The organism is Nitrosomonas aestuarii (assembly GCF_003046585.1).
Taxonomy (GTDB): Bacteria; Pseudomonadota; Gammaproteobacteria; order Burkholderiales; family Nitrosomonadaceae; genus Nitrosomonas; species Nitrosomonas aestuarii.
Genome location: NZ_QAAE01000008.1, coordinates 128,005 through 148,729 on the forward strand (window position 1 = coordinate 128,005; position 20,725 = coordinate 148,729).

24 protein-coding genes and 1 pseudogene are annotated in these 20,725 nt (G+C 44.5%); 11 read left to right on the forward strand and 14 right to left on the reverse strand.

All coding sequences use genetic code 11. The annotated features are described in order from the left end of the window. Window positions 1–3: 3 nt before the first annotated feature. Both C8R11_RS08830 and C8R11_RS08835 read right to left on the reverse strand, forming a co-directional pair. Window positions 4–1,230: a pyridoxal phosphate-dependent aminotransferase gene (locus C8R11_RS08830; RefSeq protein WP_107795382.1), complete on the reverse strand. Its 1,227-nt coding sequence runs from the start codon at window positions 1,228–1,230 to the stop codon at window positions 4–6. 167 nt (window positions 1,231–1,397) lie between these two features. After that, entirely contained in the window at window positions 1,398–2,939 is a 1,542-nt protein-coding gene (locus C8R11_RS08835) for an FAD synthase family protein (RefSeq protein ID WP_244907614.1), read from the reverse strand. A gap of 150 nt (window positions 2,940–3,089) precedes the next feature. Here C8R11_RS08835 and C8R11_RS08840 point away from each other — a divergent pair, with 150 nt between their 5' ends. Next, window positions 3,090–3,689, forward strand: coding sequence for a calcium-binding protein (locus tag C8R11_RS08840; RefSeq protein WP_090696837.1), 600 nt, complete (start codon window positions 3,090–3,092; stop codon window positions 3,687–3,689). Window positions 3,690–3,737: 48 nt separating this feature from the next. On the opposite strand, the gene C8R11_RS08845 is transcribed toward C8R11_RS08840, so the two are convergent. The 4 genes from C8R11_RS08845 to C8R11_RS08860 form a co-directional block, all read right to left on the reverse strand. Continuing rightward, the gene (locus C8R11_RS08845) at window positions 3,738–4,379 is read right to left on the reverse strand and encodes a 5-formyltetrahydrofolate cyclo-ligase (RefSeq protein WP_107795383.1); all 642 of its coding nucleotides are present in this window, start codon (window positions 4,377–4,379) and stop codon (window positions 3,738–3,740) included. A 78-nt stretch (window positions 4,380–4,457) separates the two neighbouring features. Next, window positions 4,458–5,501 (reverse strand): A/G-specific adenine glycosylase, encoded by a 1,044-nt coding sequence (mutY, locus tag C8R11_RS08850; protein WP_107795384.1) that lies wholly within the window; start codon window positions 5,499–5,501, stop codon window positions 4,458–4,460. An 11-nt stretch (window positions 5,502–5,512) separates the two neighbouring features. Then, entirely contained in the window at window positions 5,513–6,856 is a 1,344-nt protein-coding gene (locus C8R11_RS08855) for an AsmA family protein (protein WP_107795385.1), read from the reverse strand. Between the two features lie 38 nt (window positions 6,857–6,894). Next, the gene (locus C8R11_RS08860) at window positions 6,895–7,146 is read right to left on the reverse strand and encodes a Rho-binding antiterminator (protein ID WP_090696829.1); all 252 of its coding nucleotides are present in this window, start codon (window positions 7,144–7,146) and stop codon (window positions 6,895–6,897) included. Between the two features lie 139 nt (window positions 7,147–7,285). Between C8R11_RS08860 and C8R11_RS08865 the strand changes: the two genes are divergently transcribed. Beyond that, entirely contained in the window at window positions 7,286–7,963 is a 678-nt protein-coding gene (locus C8R11_RS08865; RefSeq protein WP_107795386.1) for a YiaD family glycine zipper/OmpA-like lipoprotein, read from the forward strand. A gap of 107 nt (window positions 7,964–8,070) precedes the next feature. Here C8R11_RS08865 and trpE read toward each other — a convergent pair whose 3' ends face one another. The 3 genes from trpE to rpe form a co-directional block, all read right to left on the reverse strand. Further along, the gene (gene trpE / locus C8R11_RS08870) at window positions 8,071–9,543 is read right to left on the reverse strand and encodes an anthranilate synthase component I (RefSeq protein WP_107795387.1); all 1,473 of its coding nucleotides are present in this window, start codon (window positions 9,541–9,543) and stop codon (window positions 8,071–8,073) included. Window positions 9,544–9,642: 99 nt separating this feature from the next. Then, window positions 9,643–10,380, reverse strand: coding sequence for a phosphoglycolate phosphatase (locus C8R11_RS08875; RefSeq protein ID WP_090696824.1), 738 nt, complete (start codon window positions 10,378–10,380; stop codon window positions 9,643–9,645). A gap of 36 nt (window positions 10,381–10,416) precedes the next feature. Then, on the reverse strand, window positions 10,417–11,094 hold the full coding sequence (rpe, locus tag C8R11_RS08880; protein ID WP_107795388.1) for a ribulose-phosphate 3-epimerase: 678 nt from the start codon (window positions 11,092–11,094) through the stop codon (window positions 10,417–10,419). Between the two features lie 136 nt (window positions 11,095–11,230). On the opposite strand from rpe, the gene apaG reads away from it, so the two are divergent. After that, window positions 11,231–11,611: a Co2+/Mg2+ efflux protein ApaG gene (gene apaG / locus C8R11_RS08885; protein WP_090696820.1), complete on the forward strand. Its 381-nt coding sequence runs from the start codon at window positions 11,231–11,233 to the stop codon at window positions 11,609–11,611. 211 nt (window positions 11,612–11,822) lie between these two features. After that, the gene (locus tag C8R11_RS08890; RefSeq protein ID WP_342352464.1) at window positions 11,823–12,347 is read left to right on the forward strand and encodes an SAM-dependent methyltransferase; all 525 of its coding nucleotides are present in this window, start codon (window positions 11,823–11,825) and stop codon (window positions 12,345–12,347) included. A gap of 9 nt (window positions 12,348–12,356) precedes the next feature. Here the strand turns inward: C8R11_RS08890 and gloA are convergent, their stop codons facing one another. Further along, the gene (gloA, locus tag C8R11_RS08895) at window positions 12,357–12,746 is read right to left on the reverse strand and encodes a lactoylglutathione lyase (protein ID WP_107795390.1); all 390 of its coding nucleotides are present in this window, start codon (window positions 12,744–12,746) and stop codon (window positions 12,357–12,359) included. Further along, a complete protein-coding gene (locus tag C8R11_RS08900; protein ID WP_090696816.1) occupies window positions 12,746–12,934 on the reverse strand; it encodes a rubredoxin in 189 nt (62 codons plus the stop codon). Before C8R11_RS08900 ends, gloA begins: the two co-directional genes overlap by 1 nt. Window positions 12,935–12,986: 52 nt before the next feature. Between C8R11_RS08900 and thiD the strand changes: the two genes are divergently transcribed. The 3 genes from thiD to hemL are packed head-to-tail and all read left to right on the forward strand — an operon-like array spanning window position 12,987 to window position 15,817. Next, window positions 12,987–13,847, forward strand: a complete 861-nt coding sequence (gene thiD / locus C8R11_RS08905; RefSeq protein WP_107795391.1) for a bifunctional hydroxymethylpyrimidine kinase/phosphomethylpyrimidine kinase — start codon at window positions 12,987–12,989, stop codon at window positions 13,845–13,847. Further along, complete coding sequence (gene thiE, locus C8R11_RS08910) at window positions 13,848–14,477, forward strand: thiamine phosphate synthase (RefSeq protein ID WP_107795392.1); 630 nt, start codon at window positions 13,848–13,850, stop codon at window positions 14,475–14,477. A gap of 59 nt (window positions 14,478–14,536) precedes the next feature. Then, the gene (gene hemL, locus C8R11_RS08915; protein WP_107795393.1) at window positions 14,537–15,817 is read left to right on the forward strand and encodes a glutamate-1-semialdehyde 2,1-aminomutase; all 1,281 of its coding nucleotides are present in this window, start codon (window positions 14,537–14,539) and stop codon (window positions 15,815–15,817) included. A 121-nt stretch (window positions 15,818–15,938) separates the two neighbouring features. Here the strand turns inward: hemL and C8R11_RS17150 are convergent, their stop codons facing one another. Continuing rightward, a complete protein-coding gene (locus C8R11_RS17150) occupies window positions 15,939–16,322 on the reverse strand; it encodes a c-type cytochrome (RefSeq protein WP_425320580.1) in 384 nt (127 codons plus the stop codon). A 3-nt stretch (window positions 16,323–16,325) separates the two neighbouring features. Then, a pseudogene (locus C8R11_RS17155) lies at window positions 16,326–16,442 on the reverse strand (c-type cytochrome); the annotation flags it as partial. Between the two features lie 276 nt (window positions 16,443–16,718). On the opposite strand from C8R11_RS17155, the gene C8R11_RS08925 reads away from it, so the two are divergent. The 4 genes from C8R11_RS08925 to rdgB are packed head-to-tail and all read left to right on the forward strand — an operon-like array spanning window position 16,719 to window position 19,510. Next, window positions 16,719–17,315, forward strand: coding sequence for an SPOR domain-containing protein (locus tag C8R11_RS08925; protein WP_107795394.1), 597 nt, complete (start codon window positions 16,719–16,721; stop codon window positions 17,313–17,315). Between the two features lie 35 nt (window positions 17,316–17,350). Beyond that, window positions 17,351–18,172 carry a type I methionyl aminopeptidase gene (gene map, locus C8R11_RS08930; RefSeq protein ID WP_280523884.1) on the forward strand — a complete coding sequence of 274 codons (822 nt, stop codon included), beginning with the start codon at window positions 17,351–17,353 and terminating at the stop codon, window positions 18,170–18,172. A gap of 16 nt (window positions 18,173–18,188) precedes the next feature. Next, complete coding sequence (rph, locus tag C8R11_RS08935; protein ID WP_107795395.1) at window positions 18,189–18,911, forward strand: ribonuclease PH; 723 nt, start codon at window positions 18,189–18,191, stop codon at window positions 18,909–18,911. Between the two features lie 5 nt (window positions 18,912–18,916). After that, complete coding sequence (gene rdgB, locus C8R11_RS08940) at window positions 18,917–19,510, forward strand: RdgB/HAM1 family non-canonical purine NTP pyrophosphatase (RefSeq protein WP_146159101.1); 594 nt, start codon at window positions 18,917–18,919, stop codon at window positions 19,508–19,510. Between the two features lie 102 nt (window positions 19,511–19,612). Here the strand turns inward: rdgB and C8R11_RS08945 are convergent, their stop codons facing one another. Beyond that, the gene (locus C8R11_RS08945; protein ID WP_090696803.1) at window positions 19,613–20,563 is read right to left on the reverse strand and encodes a S49 family peptidase; all 951 of its coding nucleotides are present in this window, start codon (window positions 20,561–20,563) and stop codon (window positions 19,613–19,615) included. Between the last annotated feature and the right edge of the window lie 162 nt (window positions 20,564–20,725).

The following is a 20,725-nucleotide window of genomic DNA, read 5'->3' on the forward strand; positions in this document are numbered from 1 at the left end:
CAATCAGATTGAATGACGTTTACGATAGCGATGCAGAAAATGTGCAATTCTGCCTACGGCTTCAGTCAGATCATCTGTATTCGGCAAAAAAACAACGCGAAAATGGTCCGGATTCATCCAGTTAAATCCACTGCCCTGTACCAGCAATACTTTTTCTTCCAGCAGCAAATCCAGCACAAACTGCTGGTCATCCACCACAGGATATATTTTTGGATCCAGCCTGGGAAACAAATATAAAGCGGCCTGCGGTTTATAGCAGCTGACCCCGGGAATCTCAGTGAGCAATCCCCACGCGACATCACGCTGCCGTTTAAGCCGGCCTGTCGGTAATGTCAGATCATAAATACTCTGATAACCGCCCAGCGCGGTTTGTATGCCGAATTGAGAAGGTACATTGGCACATAAGCGCATCGATGCCAGCATGTTCAAACCGGCGATATAATCCGTCGCATGGCTTTTTTCACCGGAAACAATCGCCCAGCCGGATCGAAAACCGGCTGCACGGTAATTCTTAGATAAACCGTTGAAGGTGATAAACAGCACGTCATCAGCCAGTGATGCGATGGATGTATGCGTTGCGTCATCGTAGAGAATTTTGTCATAAATCTCATCAGAATAAATAATCAACTGATGCTGACGTGCAATTTCAATCAATTCGAGCAGAAACTCTTTGGGATAAAGCGCGCCTGTCGGATTATTGGGATTAATAATTACAATGGCACGTGTTCTGTGATTAATTTTAGAGCGGATATCGTCCAGATCAGGCAGCCAGTCGGACTGCTCATCGCAGACATAATGCTTTGCTACGCCGCCGGAAAGTACGACGGCAGCGGTCCATAACGGATAATCGGGCATGGGAATCAGCACCTCATCACCGTTGTCCAGCAAAGCCTGCATGGTTAGCACCACCAGCTCAGAAACACCGTTGCCGATAAAAATATCGTCCATTTGCACGTTGGGAATCTGCTTTTCCTGAGTGTAATGCATGATCGCCTTGCGTGCAGCAAAAAGACCTTTAGAATCGCAATAGCCCGAAGCTTCCGATAAATTATGAATGACATCCTGCAGAATCTCTTCGGGCACTTCGAAGCCGAATGTAGCCGGATTACCGATATTCAGCTTGATAATATGATGGCCATCCTCTTCCATCCGTCGGGCGCGGTCTAGTACCGGTCCACGAATATCGTAGCATACGTTGGCAAGTTTGCTGGATTTAGTAATAGGTCGCATGTTCGGTGTCGTTGTTATCTGTTATTAACTTTATCGATATTGCTTTCTGCTTTTAAGACAGCACGTATTCAAGTAAAAACTGCATCTATCAAAATAACTGGCTATTATATACTTAATAAGCACAGGACAAAATCAATACACTGATTTTGGTGATAGCCAATCCAGCACTACTGACCAGCGTTCTTTAAAATGCGCCGCACAATTTCAGTCGTGGAAATACCCGGCGTGTAATCCAGTTCCTGCACCATCTCCTTGGGCAGCAAAGCACATTGCTGATATTTGCCCACGCGCTCCTTCTCATTGGCACTAGCAAACGTATAAATATCAAACCCGTGCTGCCGCATAAATTCCACCGTTGCATTAACGGGACTCTCAGTAATCACCCTGTCGACATATTTACAGGCGGATACCGCGGCCACACGTTCGGCTTGCGTCATGACCGGCAATTTTCCCTTATTCTCCAGCACGCGTTGATCCGAAACCACACAGACCGTTAAATGCGTACCCAAAGACCGTGCAGCTTGAAGAAAATTAACATGGCCCGGATGAAACAAATCGGCTACCATGCGGGTAAAAACTCGCCGTTGCGGTCGATTCTGCGGCCACACTGGCATTTCCCTGCCGGTACGCGCCATGATCCGCTCCAGCCACTGCCGGCTTCGCAAGGCAAGCGTATCATCCGGGTCCTTTAACACGATCTGATGCGCATAACTCCATGCTCTGACCAGATCACCTGACAACCAGCGTTTGGCCAGTCGATGATAGGCATAACAACGCACCAGTAATGTGAATTTTTCAAGATTCAAGGCGGATATGACCGTATCCCACAGTGGATTCGGCGTGCGCCAGTCACCATAAAACGCCGTAAGAATTTGATCCGGCTGCCTGGGATACCAAATATTCCCTTGCGGAATTGCTCGCTGCTTCAGTTCAATACTCGGAAAAATAGAAACACGCTGATAATCATCCGGGTAATCCGGCAAGGAAAACCCGCCGGTAATCTGATGCGTATTGCGTTGCTCAAGCCCACAGACATCCAGTGTTAGACCGGATTCATCATGCACGTAATCGCGATAGTTTCTATAATCGATACGCATCGGGGTATATGACCAGCCATTTTCTTGTAATTTCAGGCAACAGGACTCAAACGATTCCATTTTTATGGCAATGTCGATATCCTTGTCAAAATCAAGCAGCTTCCCCTCACGCTCAAGTCCCAGCAATGTTCCGGCAAACGGAAATGCCTGTAAATTCTGTTCAGCCAACAAGGCACAGGTCGACCATAAAAGTTGCTCAGCATAACCTGACGTGAAAACATTATTGCCGGAATCTTGTTTTCTGTGACTTTTCCGTTCTGCGGGAGCTTTCCCGGCCCGCCCCAATGCTATCAAATGATCCATTGCGCGGCCGAAATAGTCTAGCGATGACTCCAGATCAAGTAGGAAAAAATACGCGGTGCCCAGTAAATGGGCCCAGTGCGCTTTCTGCGCTTCATTTCCGGTCTGCAAATAAATTTTTTCTGCATAATGTGGGACCTCCACTGCACGGTTTGTCCGCATTGCCCATGAACACCAAAGTCTGGCCACGTCGGAAGACAATGGGAACTGTTTTTTTAATGTATTGAGCAAGCGACCTGCTTCGCTCAAATTACCTTCAACAATGGCTTGTTTTGCCAGCTGCAAGGTGTTTCTGTCATGCTCGTTCATCATTAAAAGACTTGAATTTTATTTATATTTTGATATTATTGAGAATTAATCTCATTTTTATTTATATTATTGATTGAGATTGTAATGCAAAACAATCATCTCAGAAATCAATCCCATAAAAATTAAAACATATTCTTTAAATGGAGGCACATTATGGCAATTGAAATATTACCCCGTCCGAACATTGGTTCATCAGGAATCATTGAAATTATAGACGGCATCGAATTTGAAGGATTTGGTTCAGGCGGCTTCGGTGAAGATGATTTTCTCTATATAGGCGATGAACTGGACAACTTCATTCAGGGCGGTTTCGGTAATGATGAACTCGAAGGCAACAATGGAAACGATACACTAAAAGGGGGTAACGGTAACGATACCCTTGACGGCGATTCCGGTAATGATGATCTGGATGGACAAGGTGGCACCGATAAATTATTTGGCGGTCCCGGTGACGATATATTACGCGCCGGTGATGGTCATGACCAGCTGTACGGCGGTCCAGGAAATGATACGTTTGGTTTTTATAATTTAGGACATTTCCGGATTCATGATTTTGCACCGGGAGAAGACCGCTTGTTCTTCGATACAGCAGGTATAGGGATCGATAGTTTAGAAAAACTGGTTCCGTTTGTAACAGCTGTTGATCAAAGCGACGGTAACCTGATGATCGAATTCGGTTCTAACCTCTCGATCGACATTGTCGGCGTTCAACTTAGCGATCTTTCTCCAGATATGATTGTTTTTCAACTGTAACAACCTGTAGAAACAATAGCGAAATCTGGCATTCAAAGAAAGATTTCGCTATTCCCCGTTTGCCTGAGCAATCGTATTATCTAAGGCGCATTGTGTTGTAGAAATCGGTCTGAGCAGATGCTGATCGGCCTGGAATATTCCGGCTTCAGTCACAACGTAGTGCATGGCAATATCATGCAGTTGCGGATGCACATTTTCAAGCCGCTGTAATTCAAAAGCCACGCCAATCGTACGCGGACTGGTTGTGTAGGTTGCCAGCGTACGATCAAAATAGCCGCTGCCATACCCCAGCCGGTAGCCTTGTTGATCAAAACCGACCATCGGGATAATCAGGGCATCCGGTTGCACATGTTGTGTACCAAGAGGTACCGGAATATCATAAGCACCCGCTTTCATAGGCATATCCGGCCACCATTCACGAAAACAAAGCGGCTTATTCTTGCCGATAACTTCTGGCAAGGCAAGGGTTGCACCTGCTTCCAGAAAATATTGCGCAGCACCTCTCGGATCATATTCGCCTCGAAAAGGCCAATATAAGCCAATTATCATTTTTTGTAAGTTAGGAAATCCCTGCTGTAACAATGCGGAAATTGACCGACTCCATTGTTGATGCAGCACAACAGACACCGCCATACGATCCGCTATCAAACGCTTACGTTCCTGTTTGCGCCATACTTGCCAGTTTTCCATAATCTTTTTTTTGTTGGGTGTAATTTGTTTTTTCAGTGCGATACATCCAGCTCATTATAAAATGTGTACGCTGGATATTCAGGTTATAAAATGTTGCTGAATCAATTTCCTGACTGGTGCAGGTATCGCCAGTTCAAGCACTTTATCCGGCTCAACCCACACTATCGGATTTTCCGAAACATCTGCTTTCGTTTCTGTTTCCAAATCTACTTCCCGAAGGCACGGTTGTATCCATAATTTGAAATGTGTAAAGGCATGCGGTAGCCGAGGTAACTTAACAGGCATTGAGTTTTTTGTTGAATTTACGATTATGTCATCCATATTGTATTCTGGAAAACACCATAACCCTCCCCAAATACCTTTATCAGATCTTTTTTCCAGCAGCAATTTGTGATTATGCCGGTAAATCATAAAAACGGTTTCTTTTACGGGTATTTGTTTTTTTGGCTTTGACACGGGTAATTGTGCAACACTGCCTGCTTGATAGGCAACACATCGACTGATTAATGGACACTGACTACACGCTGGTTTATGACGTACACATATCATGGACCCCAAGTCCATGAGTGCTTGTGTATAAATCCTAATCTTATCTGAATCATTATTCTCAGGCAGCGATGCTTCGGCGAGCGCCCATAATTTTTTTAATGTAGCAGGTTCGCCTGGATAGCGATCAATACCAAAATAACGTGCAAAAACACGTTTGACATTTCCATCCAGTATCGCAGCCCGATTACCATAAGCAAAAACAGTGATTGCTGCCGCCGTCGATCGCCCGATACCGGGCAATTGCTGTATTTTTTCTGAGTCTTGAGGAAATATGCCTTTATAATTTTGTATGATTTCACGCGCAGCCTGATGCAGGTTGCGCGCACGCGCATAATATCCCAGCCCGCTCCAGAGTGCCAGCACATCATCAACTGACGCCTGTGCCAGATTTTCAACATCGGGAAATTTTTCGATAAAGCGCTGATAATAAGGAATGACGGTCTTCACCTGTGTCTGCTGCAACATGATTTCTGATAGCCATACTGCGTACGGGTCACGCCTGTTCTGCCATGGCAGAAAATGACGACCATATTTCACCTGCCATGGAATAAGATCTTCAGCGATCAGTGACATGGATTATAGTGTTATTGCGTCGGGTTTCTGATATCAAAGCAATCTTGCCCGGACTCGATAGTTAAATGTATACCGGAAGACTGGATATCATTAAAAGACAATTCCCCGATCCGGATTGAGCCGTGCAGGTTTAAATCACGGAACACCGAGATATCAGGAATTTGCATTTTGTTGATTGATAATTGGGCTTTCTTTTCAACTTCAGGCTCACGTGTTTGTGATGGCTGCCCCGGCAGTAATGAGTCCAAATCCAACTGATCAATCATTACGTCGAAGGCATAGCTTTGTTCGCTAAAATTTCTCATTTGAACAACAGCTTGAATAGTACTGCCAGACAATGATCCCTGCAGTGCTGTATGCACTGATTCGGCGTGCATATTCAGATTCAGATTGCCTGCAAAGCGGCCATGAAGCGGCTTACCTACATGCGCGGGGTGAAAAAAATCAAAATTTGTTTTGAATTTTGATAAATTCCATTGTTGATCTTTTAACCGGGCGGCAAGTGGAGTATCCAAAGAAATCTGCGCAGTTTGTTCGCCCTGTTTTACAGCCAGTTCAAATTGAACAAGTTCAGCGGCGAGTTGATCATACGATTTTCTCACGTCAGAAACTGAGACACTGGCAGTCAAATGGTCGGCAAAATCATTGTTTTGAATAGACAGGCGCATCGAATCACTACTGAATCCCTGATCATTAAATGCTATATTGGCCACATTCAATTGAGTTTCAAACGTCATTTCAGGTGCAATACTACCACTATCGGTATTTTCCATGCGGGTACTGATTAACCGGCTCTGCATACTGATTTGTTGTGCGGTATTCGAAGTCAATCGCCCTGTCGTCAGATGCAAGTCATTCAACACAAAGATCTGCTGAGTGATCTCATCCATAAAAACAAGATGATTGTCGGCAGATTCTATCTGTGCAATATCAACAGTAAATGCAGGCGGCTCATCGTCCGTCTCCAGTAAATCATCAAAATTCATGCGGCCATCCTGATATCGAATAAATTTGGCATTTATTCCTTTAACCACTATATGTTCGACAATAACTTGCTTGCGCAACAAAGGCCATGCCAATACCGATATCTGAACATTTTCAATTGAGGCAAATGGATCGCTGCGTTGATATTCGCTGAGCTTTAGTTCACTGAGCCTAATGCCGATACGCGGATAAAGATCTATCTGCAAATCTCCGTCAATGATGAATGAACGTTTTTTGTTTTCTTTTACCCATTGTTGGATGACAGGCTTCAATGCATTTGGATCAAGATTTATAATGACTACCACCGTGCCAGCCACTAAAAAAAAAGTCAATATCAGGAAGACCAGTCCATATTGAATGAGACGCTTCATACAAGCAAATAAGGTTTTTCTATATCAAACTGCTATTGTCAGAAAACAACCTCAGAAAATTTTGCATGTGGCGTGAGCACCTCCATTTTCGAGAGTTCAATTAAGTCTATTTGCTGCTCTGAACCGTTATCAACAACCAGAAATTCATGTTTATCGGCGGATTGAACAATATCGATTGCCTTGCCCACTATTTCCTGATTATTTTTCAAGGTCAGTCTGAGTTCATAGCCATACATACAGGCAACTTCAACAAAGTCATGTAATTCACATGAGATAACATTTTTTTCCACAATAACCAATTCCCTTGATATCGAAATGACAAGGCATATAATATATGCTGCAATAATGAAATGAACAACATATCAATCAATCTATATAAATAGATACTATCTGGTTCCTTTTGAAATAATCCTGTTTAATGGAGGTTATATGCATCGCAAGATAATGATTGCAGCGGCAATAATAATAGGAATTGTATTGAGCGGCTGCGCGAATATGTCGCCAACACAACGCGGCACAGCACAAGGCGCAGTAGCAGGTGCTGCAACCGGCGCATTGATTGGTGGTCTCGCGGGCAAAGGTAAAGGAGCTGCAATTGGCGCGGCCGCAGGTGCCGCAGTAGGTGCCGCAGCAGGTCATGCATGGTCTCAAAGAATGGAAGAACAAAAACGGCAAATGGAAACAGTTACAGAAGGCACTGGTGTCCAGGTTTCGCAAACAGCTGACAACCGACTGAAACTCGACATACCAAGCGATATTACCTTCGACACAGGTCGCGCGCAAATCAAGCCGGGTATGAAACCGATACTCAACAGCTTCGCTGCAAGCCTGTTGCAGAACCCTGGCACACAGGTAACCATTATCGGACATACAGATAATTCAGGTAACGATGCCATTAATAATCCATTGTCGGTCAATCGTGCGGCAAGTACCCGGGATTATCTGGTACAGCGCGGGGTACCCCATCACCGCATCCAGATTGATGGTCGTGGTTCCTACGAGCCGATTGCATCCAACAACACACCTGCTGGCAGAAACATGAACCGCCGTGTTGAAATTTATGTCGCTGAAACGGCAAGTCCACAGGGTAATCCACAATATCGATAGCCTTCAATTCCTGCATAAAGTGATATCGTGCATAAGCTATAACAGCAGATATCGCTTTATCAGGCGGCCAGTTGTCAAATGCGTTAGCCATCGGATTTTTGTTTCAATTAATCGAACTTATAATCCAGTCCTTCTTCAGCAATTTCAGCAGCACGTAGAATTGCTTTTGCCTTATTCTGCGTTTCTATCCATTCATTTTGTGGTACTGAATCGGCGACAATACCTGCACCAGCTTGAACATGCAGTTTACCGTCTTTGATGATACCGGTACGAATGGCTATAGCTAGATCCATATCGCCATTGAAGCCAAGATATCCAACCGCACCGGCATACACACCACGCTTAGAAATTTCGAGTTCATCGATTATTTCCATGGCACGTACCTTGGGTGCCCCACTGACGGTTCCGGCAGGAAATGTTGCACGTAACACATCCATTGCATTGAGTCCTGGTTTCAGTCTGCCTTCTACATTGGAAACGATATGCATGACATGTGAATAATTTTCAATTCGCATATTTTCCGTAACTTTGACACTCCCGGTTTGTACCACACGACCGATATCATTGCGGCCCAGGTCCATCAGCATGACATGTTCCGCCCGCTCCTTCGGATCGGCTAACAAATCAGTCGCAAGCTCAGCATCCTGCTGCGAGTTCTTGCCGCGTGGACGCGTACCTGCAATGGGTCGAACCGTTACCATGTCATCTTCCAGGCGCACCAGGATTTCCGGCGAAGCCCCTATCACATAAAAATCATCAAAATGATAATAAAACATATAAGGCGACGGATTCAAGCTACGCAATGCCCGATACAGCCCAAGTGTTGAAGCATGATACGGTTTGCTGGTACGCTGGGACAAAACAACCTGCATGATGTCACCGTCATAAATATATTGCTTGGCGCGCTCAACAGCGGCAATAAAATCTCTTTCTTGAAATTCACATACAGCAGGTGCTTTACTGACAGCCCGCTCGGTGGGAATTTCCACCGGTTGACGCAGTTTTTCCAGTAAATTCTCCAAACGCTTTTTACCTGCCTGATAAGCGCCATCGACATTCGGGTCCACATAAACAATCAGATATAACTTGCCGGAAAGATTATCCACAACCGCCAGTTCTTCTGAAAGCAGCAACAATACATCCGGCGTATTCAGCGCATCTGGCCGTGCATGCCCTGCCAGTTTGTGTTCTATATATCGTACGGTATCGTATGAGAAATAACCGACCAGTCCTCCGCAGAATCTTGGCAATCCCTTATATGACGCTGCTTTAAACTGCGTCAGATAATTATTGATAAAATCCAATGTATCGTCGACTTTCTCTTCTTTGATCTTCTGCCCGTTGATCACGCGCACATGATTCCCTCGTGCTTCAATACGCGTAGTTGCGGACAAACCAACAAAAGAATATCGGCCAAAACGTTCTCCTCCCTGTACCGATTCAAGCAGATATGAATAGGGATTATTCGCCAGCTTAAGATAAACTGAAAGCGGGGTATCCAGATCAGCAAAGGTATCCAATACCACGGGAACACGATTATAGCCTTGCTCGGCCAGTCTATTGAATTCACTTTCAGTCACCCTATAACCCCCTATAGGACAAAACAGTCAGAAACAAATTTAATTCAGGAGGTTCTTTGACTGATTCCATGAAACAAATGACGGTATTCAAGTATTGTTTCATTTGTTTGGGACGGCTTTGACGATTAATTGCGCCGCTTCAACCAGCGATGGTACGATAGCGTCACAATCGAGCTCATGCACATCATGACCCTCATTATAACCGTAGGGCACACAAAAAACGTGACAGCCAGCTGCACGGGCAGCAGTGGCATCATTAAGCGAATCACCGAATAATATCGCCTCATGCGGCTGCACATTAAAATGCTTGCAAATATGCGTCAGCGGTAATGGATCGGGTTTTCTACGGGGCAAGCTGTCACCGGATAGGATAATTTCAAAGTAATCATGAAATCCGGTAGCCTGCAACAATGGCAATGTAAAACTTTCTGATTTATTGGTGATACAAGCCAGATGAAATCCGGCTTGCAACAATTGCGCCACGCCCTCTTTAACGCCAGGGAAAGGTTTTGTATTGACATGCACGTTTTCAGCATAATGCTTTTTGTAAATAGGCAATGCTTTTTCCAGCAATTGCGACTCAGGCTCACCATCAAGATCGCCCGTCAATGCACGTTTGATGAGTCTTTCTATGCCTTTCCCGATATATGATTTTATCGTTGCAACCGATAGCGCTGGTCTACCCAGGTCCTGCAACATCAGATTTGCAGCCAGTGCCAGATCTTCAGCAGTATCCAGTAATGTTCCGTCTAAATCAATCATCACGACTTTGACAGCCAATGGAAAATCCGGTTTCTTGACGGTTGTATTTGCGTAGGAGTAAAGTTGCTTATTCATGTAAAGTGTTTATTTATGGTTTTTATCGCTCATGTCTTATACTTTGTCGAGTTCTGCACGTAATGCTGAAACGATGGTGTCGTAACGATGCGGGTCACTGTCTTTGCCAGCATGATAAATTGCGGAACCGGCGACAAAAGTGTCGGCACCTGCTCGGGCGATTTCGGCAATATTATCGACCTTAACGCCACCATCGATTTCCAGCATGATATTTCTACCGCTTTCATCAATACGCTTGCGCACTGCCTTGAGCTTATTGAGCGCTTCAGGAATGAATTTCTGCCCGCCAAAACCAGGATTAACCGACATAATAAGTATCAAATCAAGTTTATCCAGCACGTGATCGAGATAATGCAGCGGCGTGGCCGGATTGAACACTAGACCAGCCAGGCAATCATGTTCTTTGATGAGACCAATGGTGCGATCAATATGTCCAGATGCTTCCGGGTGAAAGGAAATAATATTAGCCCCCGCCTTGGCAAAGTCGGGAACAATCCGGTCCACGGGCTCTACCATCAGGTGGACATCAATCATAGCAGTGGTAAGGGGTCGAATAGCTTCGCATACGAGCGGACCAATCGTTAGATTCGGAACATAATGATTATCCATGACATCAAAATGAATTATGTCAGCACCTGAATCAATCACATTGGTGATTTCTTCGCCAAGTTTTGCGAAATTGGCTGATAAAATACTGGGGGCAATACGATACATACAATATCCTCTCTGAATTCAAATACGCTATTTTAACCGTAAATGACCTCACCGCGTTAATGAAGAAGTGAATTGATTTCTACGACTGCTGTATTTAGTACTTGATACAGCCATAAAAATAGTGTGCAATTAGCTTATGATAGAAAAAAAATATGAAATCAACATCAGTGTTCGCACCACTTATTTACCGGATCAGTCCGATGAGGAGACCGACCAACATGTTTTTGCCTACACCATTACCATTGCCAATAAAGGTACGGTCGCCACACAACTGATCAGCCGCCACTGGATTATTACCAACGGTGACGGCACTGTGCATGAAGTGCGCGGCCTGGGTGTTGTTGGGGAACAACCCTTGCTCAAACCAGGCGACACCTTCGAATATACCAGTGGCACTGTCATTTCGGCTGCAGCAGGATCCATGAAGGGCAGTTATCAAATGGCGGCTGAAGACGGAGTGCATTTTGACGTACCCATCCCAGAATTTATTTTGACTGTACCGCGTGTACTCCACTGACAGGTTGTTAAACAACATTAACCAACATAGCATGACAGGCAAGTTGTATCTCATTCCCTCACCGATCAGCGACAATGACATTGATTGGGTCATACCAAGGGCAGTTAAACAATCAATTCAACAGCTTACCTACTATATTGTGGAGCACCCCAAAACTGCTCGCCGATTTTTGAAACACATTGGATGCAAGTTACCAATACAGGAAATTCATATGCAAACCTTAAACGAGCATACCCGCCCCGATGAACTGACATTATTGTTACAACCTTTGTTAGCAGGTAATGATACTGGCCTATTGTCGGAAGCCGGTTCTCCGGCCATCGCTGATCCAGGCAGCGGGCTTGTGCGGTTAGCCCATGATAACAAGATACCTGTCATCCCTTTGGTCGGTCCCTCGTCGATTTTATTGGCGTTAATGGCTTCCGGGCTCAATGGTCAGCAATTCTGCTTTATTGGCTACTTACCCATCGAGCGGCACGCACGTGTGCAAACAATTACAGAATTGGAGAAGCATTCCCGTAATCATGATCAAACCCAAATTTTTATTGAAGCGCCCTACCGTAATCAAGGCTTGCTTGAACTGATTGTTCAGACCTGTCTGGACGATACGGACTTATGTGTCGCCACAAATCTGACATCTTCACACGAAAGCGTTACGACTAAAACAATCAAACAGTGGAAGCAAAAATTGCCGGATATCAATAAAATACCGACAATTTTCTTATTGCATGGCTAAAAATGCCTGCTACTGGTTTTTTTTCTGAATGAATTCTATTTTATAACCATCAGGATCTTCAACAAAAGCAATAACCGTTGTACCATGTTTCATCGGACCCGCTTCACGCGTGACTTTACCGCCCCGCTTGCGGGTTTCTTCACAGGCAAGATGCGCGTCATCCACTTCAATAGCAATATGGCCAAAACCTTCTCCCAGATCATATTGCCGGGTATCCCAGTTATGCGTCAGTTCTAGAACCGTTCCAATGGCTTCATCCTGGTAACCAACAAATGCAAGCGTAAATTTTCCGTCAGGATAGTCTTTACGGCGTAAAAGCTTCATGCTCAGTACCTGTGTATAAAATTCTAGTGATTTTTCGAGATCACCGACCCGCAACATTGTGTGCAGAATTCGCATTAAATTTTCACCATTTCAAAATCTTCTTTACGTGCACCACATTCAGGACAAGTCCAGTTAATGGGCACATCCTCCCAGCGCGTGCCTGCAGGAATACCTTCTTCGGGAGACCCTTTAGCTTCGTCATAAACATAGCCACAAATGAGACACATATATCGATTATAGTTTTGATTCTCTTCAGCAGACATAATAGATAGTCACTTTCATTTAGGTTAAAATGCTATTTTACGGTATTAATGCATGTCACAGCCACCCCCAATTGTACTTTCATTTGCAGCCAATGACCCTAGCGGCGGCGCAGGCATACAGGCTGATTTACTTACTATCGCCAGTATGGGGTGTCACCCCTTGTCTGTCATTACCGCGGTAACCGTTCAGGATACAACGGGCGTTGATGATATTTTACCGCTTGATTCAGAGTGGATTACTAACCAGGCTAGGACTTTGCTGGAAGATATGCCCGTTCATGCTTTCAAGCTGGGGCTACTGGGCAGTGTTGAAATTATTGCGGCAATTGCTGAAATCGTATCCGATTATCCAAACATTCCTTTGATCATGGATCCTGTCCTGGCCTCTGGGCGCGGTGACGAATTAGCGACTGAAGATATGATCGATGCCATGCGAAATTTGCTGTTACCGCAGGTAACGCTCCTGACACCTAACAGTCTCGAGGCCAGGCGACTGGCATTATATGATGAAGATGATGATGATCAGGATCAGGATCACGATCAAGACAATCTATCACTCGACGAATGCGCATTCAGGCTTCTGGATATGGGATGTGAGTATGTTTTAATTACTGGCACACATGAAAATACCTCGCTGGTTACAAATGCACTGTTCACTGCTGACGGCCATGTACGTTCCGATGATTGGAAACGATTGCCGCGTAGTTATCATGGTTCAGGATGCACGCTGGCTTCTGCTATTGCGGCATCAATGGCAAACGGCTTATCTGTGAATGAAAGCGTATATGCGGCGCAGGAATATACATGGCACACGCTTGATGCCAGCTTTCGACCCGGCATGGGACAAAACATACCTAATCGACTGTTTTGGGCCAAAGATACACATAAGCCAAACAAATCGAGACCGGCATAATTGAAAAAGCGTAACCAAAGCATCCGCGGTCTATACGGAATAACACCCGACCTGACCGACACCGCTGTTTTGCTCAATCAAACCGAGCAAATACTGACAGGCGGGGCTCAGCTGATACAATATCGTAATAAATTAGCGGATAAAGTTTTACGCCGCCACCAGGCAAACTTGCTTTTAAGGCTTTGTCGAACATATGCCACGCCCATGATTGTCAATGATCACCTGGATCTGGCAACGGAAATTGATGCTGATGGCATTCATGTCGGACAAAGCGATGTGGATATTACTGCTGCGCGCACTATGCTGGGTAGGGATAAAATAATTGGCGCAACTTGTTACAACAGACTGGATTTAGCAATACAGGCAGAAAGTAAAGGCGCCGACTATGTCGCTTTTGGTGCATTTTATCCAACCTCAACCAAACAGAATACAGTTTTTGCACCACTTGACATTCTTGTTCAGGCAAAAAAAACTTTGACTGTACCAATCATTGGCATTGGCGGCATCAATCTAACCAATGCGCGTACTTTAATTGAAAATGGTGCAGACGCTGTAGCTGTAAGTTACGCACTATATCGGGCAAAAGATATTCACAAAACCGCAGAAACAATTTCTCGGTTTTTTGGTTGAATTTTTAGATAGTTAGATTAAAAATTTGTATTTATTAAATTATTTTTGAGAGCGATTCAATGACTTCACGTAACCAACAACTATTCGAGCAATCCCAGAAAGTAATTCCCGGCGGTGTCAATTCGCCAGTTCGCGCATTTAAATCCGTCGGGGGATATCCTGTTTTTTTTCAACGTGGACAGGGCGCTTATTTCTGGGATGTTGATGGAAAATCTTATATTGATTATGTCGGTTCCTGGGGACCTTTGATACTCGGCCATGCACATCCAGAGGTGATTAGAGCCGTTCAGGCGACAGCAGAAAAGGGGCTGACATTTGGCGCACCTACCGAGGCAGAGCTGGAAATTGCCGAACTTATATGCAAATTAATTCCTTCTATAGAACAAATCAGGCTGGTCAGTTCAGGCACCGAAGCCGGAATGAGCGCCATACGACTCGCACGCGGCTTTACTGGCCGCAACAAAATTATCAAGTTTGAAGGCTGCTATCATGGCCATGACGATGCTTTATTGGTAAAAGCCGGCTCGGGCGCGTTGACTTTTGGCAATCCAAGTTCTGCAGGAGTGCCGCAGGAAATTGCGGGACATACAATTGTGCTGGACTACAATGATTTGTCCAGGCTGGAAGAGACTTTTGACAAACTTGGAAATGAAATAGCTGCAGTCATCGTTGAGCCGGTCGCAGGTAACATGAATCTGATAGCGCCTAAAGCTGAATTCCTGACAACATTACGCACATTATGTACACAACATGACAGTGTTTTAATATTTGATGAAGTCATGACAGGTTTTCGTGTTGGCTTAGATTGCGCACAGGGCCTTTACCAAATCAAACCCGATCTTACAATACTCGGCAAAGTCATTGGCGGCGGAATGCCAATGGCGGCATTCGGAGGACGACGGGAAATTATGCAATACCTGGCGCCCGTCGGTGCCGTCTATCAGGCAGGAACGCTTTCGGGCAATCCCGTTGCCGTTGCAGCGGGACTTACTACTCTAAAATTAATTCAGGAAACCGGTTTTTATGAAAACCTCACCAACAAGACGCGCCAACTGACCGAAGGACTGACAGTCAGTGCTCAAAAACACGGTATTGATTTTTGCGCGCAATCCGTAGGGGGCATGTTTGGACTCTATTTCAGCAAGCATATTCCAGCCAGTTTTGCAGAAGTGATGGCTTGCGACAAGGATGCATTCAACCGGTTTTTCCATTCGATGCTGGCCAAAGGAGTTTACTTTGCGCCATCGGCTTTTGAAGCCGGCTTTGTCTCTTCAATGCATGACAGCTCAGAAATTAACGAAACGTTATCCGCTGCAGAAAGCATTTTCGCCGACTGGTAAAAACGAAAACTAAAGCGGTAAAAAGGCGACAGGAATCACGCTATGTCTGCGCATCATGCCCCCTTTTACCGTTTTTCTGGATATGTATATGCTTATGCTTATACTTCTTACTACTGACAACTTACTTTGTTAGCGGCATTCCTTGAATATACTCGGAGACAGCGCGTTTTTGTTCACCGCTCATTCGTGTAAGTACCTTTTTCATAACACCATCATCGTTGGAACGATCACCCGTATTAAATAGATTGAGTTGCACCAAGGTGTACTCAGCGTGCTGTCCAGCCAGCATTGGATAATGCGGCGGAACGCCTGAACCCGTCGGCCCATGACAGCTCGCACAAGCAGGCACACCATTTTCAATATTGCCGCCATGATAAAGTATTTTACCTATTTCCAAGAGCTCTTTATTGCCAGATACTGCTCCGGACGCTGCATCCTGCGCGTCATAAAAAGCACCCAGATTTTCCATATCTTCCTGTGTCAGTGCTGCAACCATGGAAGCCATTACAGGATTATTGCGTTTAGATGTTTTGCCTTCCTCCACTTTAAAATCCATCAACTGCTTGGTGATATACTCAGCATGTTGACCAGCCAGTTTAGGATTTATGGGTATAATGCTGTTGCCATCGGCATTATGGCATCCAGCACAAACACCCGCTGCAATTTCCTGACCTTTGGCAATATCTCCAGCTGCCAAAGCTGATGTAGAAAAAGCCATTGCAAGTATTGCGGCCATTGCCATACTGGTTTTAATCATTTTCATCATTTTTTGTATTCCATATTTTTATGCCATCAAAATTCTGTTACATTTTATCCATAAGATTAACATGGCATTTTATCAAGCCACAGGATTGTTCACAACCAGATTCAATGAAAATGCGCATATAAATTTAATATCTTAATGAAAGCAATTTTTCCTTTTTTACTCCTTACCAATATTTTGTTTGCGATTGCAATGTACTATCAATCGAATCAGCAAAATCGGAAATCTGTCTCGCCGGTTATGAATCCAGAAAAAATAATCTTGTTGCCTGCTGAGGAGAGTTGTATAAAATGGGGAACCTTCTCAGGACAAAGCTTAAGTCTGGCCGAAGCTGCTATTAGCAAACTCGGTCTGAAAAGGCCCTATAAGAAAACCTCCTCTACTTCGCTTACTAAATACCGGGTACATACACCCCCTTTTGAAAATAGAGAAGCTGTTGAGAGAGAAATCAATAAATTAAGAAACATGGGCATTATCAGTTATCGCGTTCGAGAACAAGGCCCTTGGCTAAATGCCATTTTTTTTGGCGACCTGGAAGACAAAACAGCAGCTCAGAATTTGCTGAACAAACTGAACAGCAAGGGAATTACCAATGTAGCAATTCACACGCGCAGTATCGAACAAAAAAAATTATTATTTTTTGAAGCAGATACAGACAATATCGCCAAACTACAAAACCTGGCCACACAGTTTACTGGCAGCAAGCTGGTACATACCACCTGTGAACGCTTATAATAAGCACGGCTGATCACATAAATCAACGCCTTTTGATAAATCACCATGAATCAAACATGAATGTCATCATAAAAACCGCTATAGAAATCGAAAAAATGCGTGTCGCGGGGAAACTGGCTTCTGAAGTTCTGGACTACATCACCCCTTATGTAAAGCCTGGAATTACAACTGAAGAACTGGATACGTTATGCCACAATTATATGGTCGACGTGCAAAAAACCATTCCTGCACCCTTACATTATGCACCTAAAGGACATACGCCATACCCAAAATCAATCTGCACTTCGGTTAATCATCAGATATGCCATGGAATTCCCGGTAAGAAAAAGTTGAAAAACGGAGACATTGTCAATATTGATGTTACGGTCATCAGTGAGGGATATCATGGTGATACCAGCCGCATGTTTTACGTAGGAGACCCGTCTATCCAGGCCAAGCGTTTATGCGAATTGACTTACGAAGCCATGTGGCGAGGCATTGATGTCGTCAAACCGGGGAATCATCTTGGAGATATCGGTCATACCATTCAAAAACTGGCAGAAGGTGTCGGCTACAGCGTCGTTAAGGAATTTTGTGGCCATGGTATTGGGAAAAAGTTTCACGAAGACCCGCAGGTTTTACACTATGGCAAAGCAGGTTCCGGTCTGGAGCTCAAACCAGGCATGATTTTTACTATTGAACCCATGATTAATGCGGGCAAAGCCGCTATTCGACACTTGCCTGATGGATGGACGATTACCACTAAAGACAGCAGCTTATCCGCTCAATGGGAGCATACCATTCTAGTTACCGAGGACGGACATGAAGTGCTCACAGTCTCCAGTGGCACACCTTCCAAACCTGCCTACCGCTTTTAATCACCGACTATTTAACATGACACGCAGCCATAACCGTAACGCCTCGCAGATCCGCCCCGTCAAAATAACACGCCACTATACCAAACATGCCGACGGCGCAGTACTTATCGAAAGTGGTGATACAAAAATAATCTGTACAGCAAGCATCAGCGAAAAAGTGCCACCCTTTTTAAAAGGTAAGAATCAGGGTTGGCTGACCGCAGAATACGGCATGCTTCCGTGTTCTACGAATGAACGCATGTTACGTGAAGCAGCGCGTGGAAAACAGAGTGGGCGAACCATGGAAATTCAGCGTCTGATAGGTCGCTCCCTGCGTGCGATTATTGATTTAACCATGCTGGGTGAACGCACCATACAAATTGACTGCGATGTTATTCAAGCCGATGGCGGCACCCGGACAGCAAGTATTACTGGTGCATTTGTCGCTTTACATGACGCCGTTGAAAGTCTTTTATATCAACAGCTTATAGAAACAACACCGATACTTGATCATATCGCCGCTGTCTCGGTAGGAATTTCTCAGGGAATGCCGGTACTGGATCTCGATTATCAGGAAGACTCAACCTGTGATACCGACATGAATGTCATTATGACCGGCAATGCCGGAATTGTGGAAATACAGGGAACAGCTGAAGGTATCTCTTTTACACGCAGCGAATTGAATCAAATGCTGGATCTTGCAGAAGCAGGCATCCAGGAATTAATATTAATCCAGAAAACCGCACTAGGCGTCCATTAAATTCAATGCATAACTTGAGCAAGCTGGTGATCGCCAGCGGAAACAAAGGTAAATTACATGAAATTAACACCCTTCTTGAACCGCTCAGCATTGAGGTATTGCCGCAATCTGTTTTCAACACACCTGAAGTCGCAGAACCCCACGCAACATTTATAGAAAATGCGCTAGCAAAAGCAAGACATGCTTGCCATCACACTGGATTACCCGCTCTGGCAGATGACTCCGGTATTTGTGTTAATGCATTGAAAGGAGCTCCAGGTGTTTTTTCAGCGCGTTACGCAGGCGAACCCAAATCAGATCAACGCAATAACCAGAAACTGGTTGAAGCATTAAACAAAGAATCCGATCGCAGCGCATATTATTATTGCGTCATTGTTCTGTTACACCATACTGACGACCCACAACCCATAATCGCAGAAGGATTATGGCACGGCGAAATTATTTCAGAAGCGCGTGGCGAGAGTGGGTTTGGCTATGATCCCTATTTTCTTGTCCCAGCGCTCGGCAAAACAGCTGCAGAACTAAACACAGACGAAAAAAACAAGATAAGTCACCGAGGCCAGGCACTAGTACAGTTATTGAAACATTTACAACCATAAAACATTGAGAGCTGATAAATGCACACACCGTTTTATGAATCAGCCCTCAGTAGCTACTAAGCAACCAAACCTGGTCCGCAATAATTTACCATCAAATGTTGTCTACCTGAGGCTCAAACTGTTTTGAGTCAATATCGCTAAAGAAACCTCACTGACCCGTTTGGCAAAAAGGTCGATCAGGCTCTCACGCGTTGAATAATTGACAATTTCTTCAGCTTTTATCACTTCACGCGCCACGTATTCGGCACTGCCCATTTCATCCGCCAACCCAAGTTCAATACTTTTCTGTCCCGTCCATATCACCCCACTATAAATTTCTGGAGCATCTTTCAGACGGTCACCCCTGCCTTGCTGCACAACACCGATGAACTGTTCATGTATTTCGCTCAACAAACCGGTTGCATGTTCACGTTGCTTAGGATCTAAAGGAGTAAACGGATCCAAAAAACCTTTATGTTCCCCAGCAGTTAACAGTCGCCGCTCGATACCGAGTTTATCAAGCGTACCGGTAAAGCCGAAACCGTCCATCAGTACACCAATCGAACCGACAAGACTAGCTTTATCCACAAAAATTTTGTCAGCCGCAGCTGCAACATAGTAACCGCCTGAAGCACAAACATCACCAATTACCGCATACAGTGGAATGTCAGGATAGTCTGCGCGCAACCGGCGTATTTCGTCATTGATATAACCTGCCTGAACAGGACTGCCACCAGGACTGTTAATACGCAATATAACACCCTGAGTACCTTTGTCCTTAAAAGCTGATCTTAAACTCGAATTAATATTGGCAGCGCTGTTGACGCTATCAGGCATGATCATGCCATTCAGGTCAATAACAGCAGTATGTTTATCCGAAATCCTGACAGACGAATCTCCAAGCCAGTCTGTAGCCGCAAAAAAAATCAGAAAAAGATATATAAAAGTAAGCGATTTGAAAAAAATGCCCCAAACTCGAGTCCGCCGCTGTTCCCGCAAGGCTGCAAAAGCTAGTCCTTCAATTAACTGTCGTTCCCATTCTGGATTGACAGGTTTTTTTTCATCATCGGCCATAAATTATTATTCATCCTCCAAATTTATAAAATAGATTAAAAAACTATACAGTAATTTCAAATCAACCAAATTGTTATTATAGAGAATGAGAAAACAAATTAATTCCCTTTTTAACTTACTTTTATACGTTAATTGTTAAGCCGCCAAACGATCAGATAATAG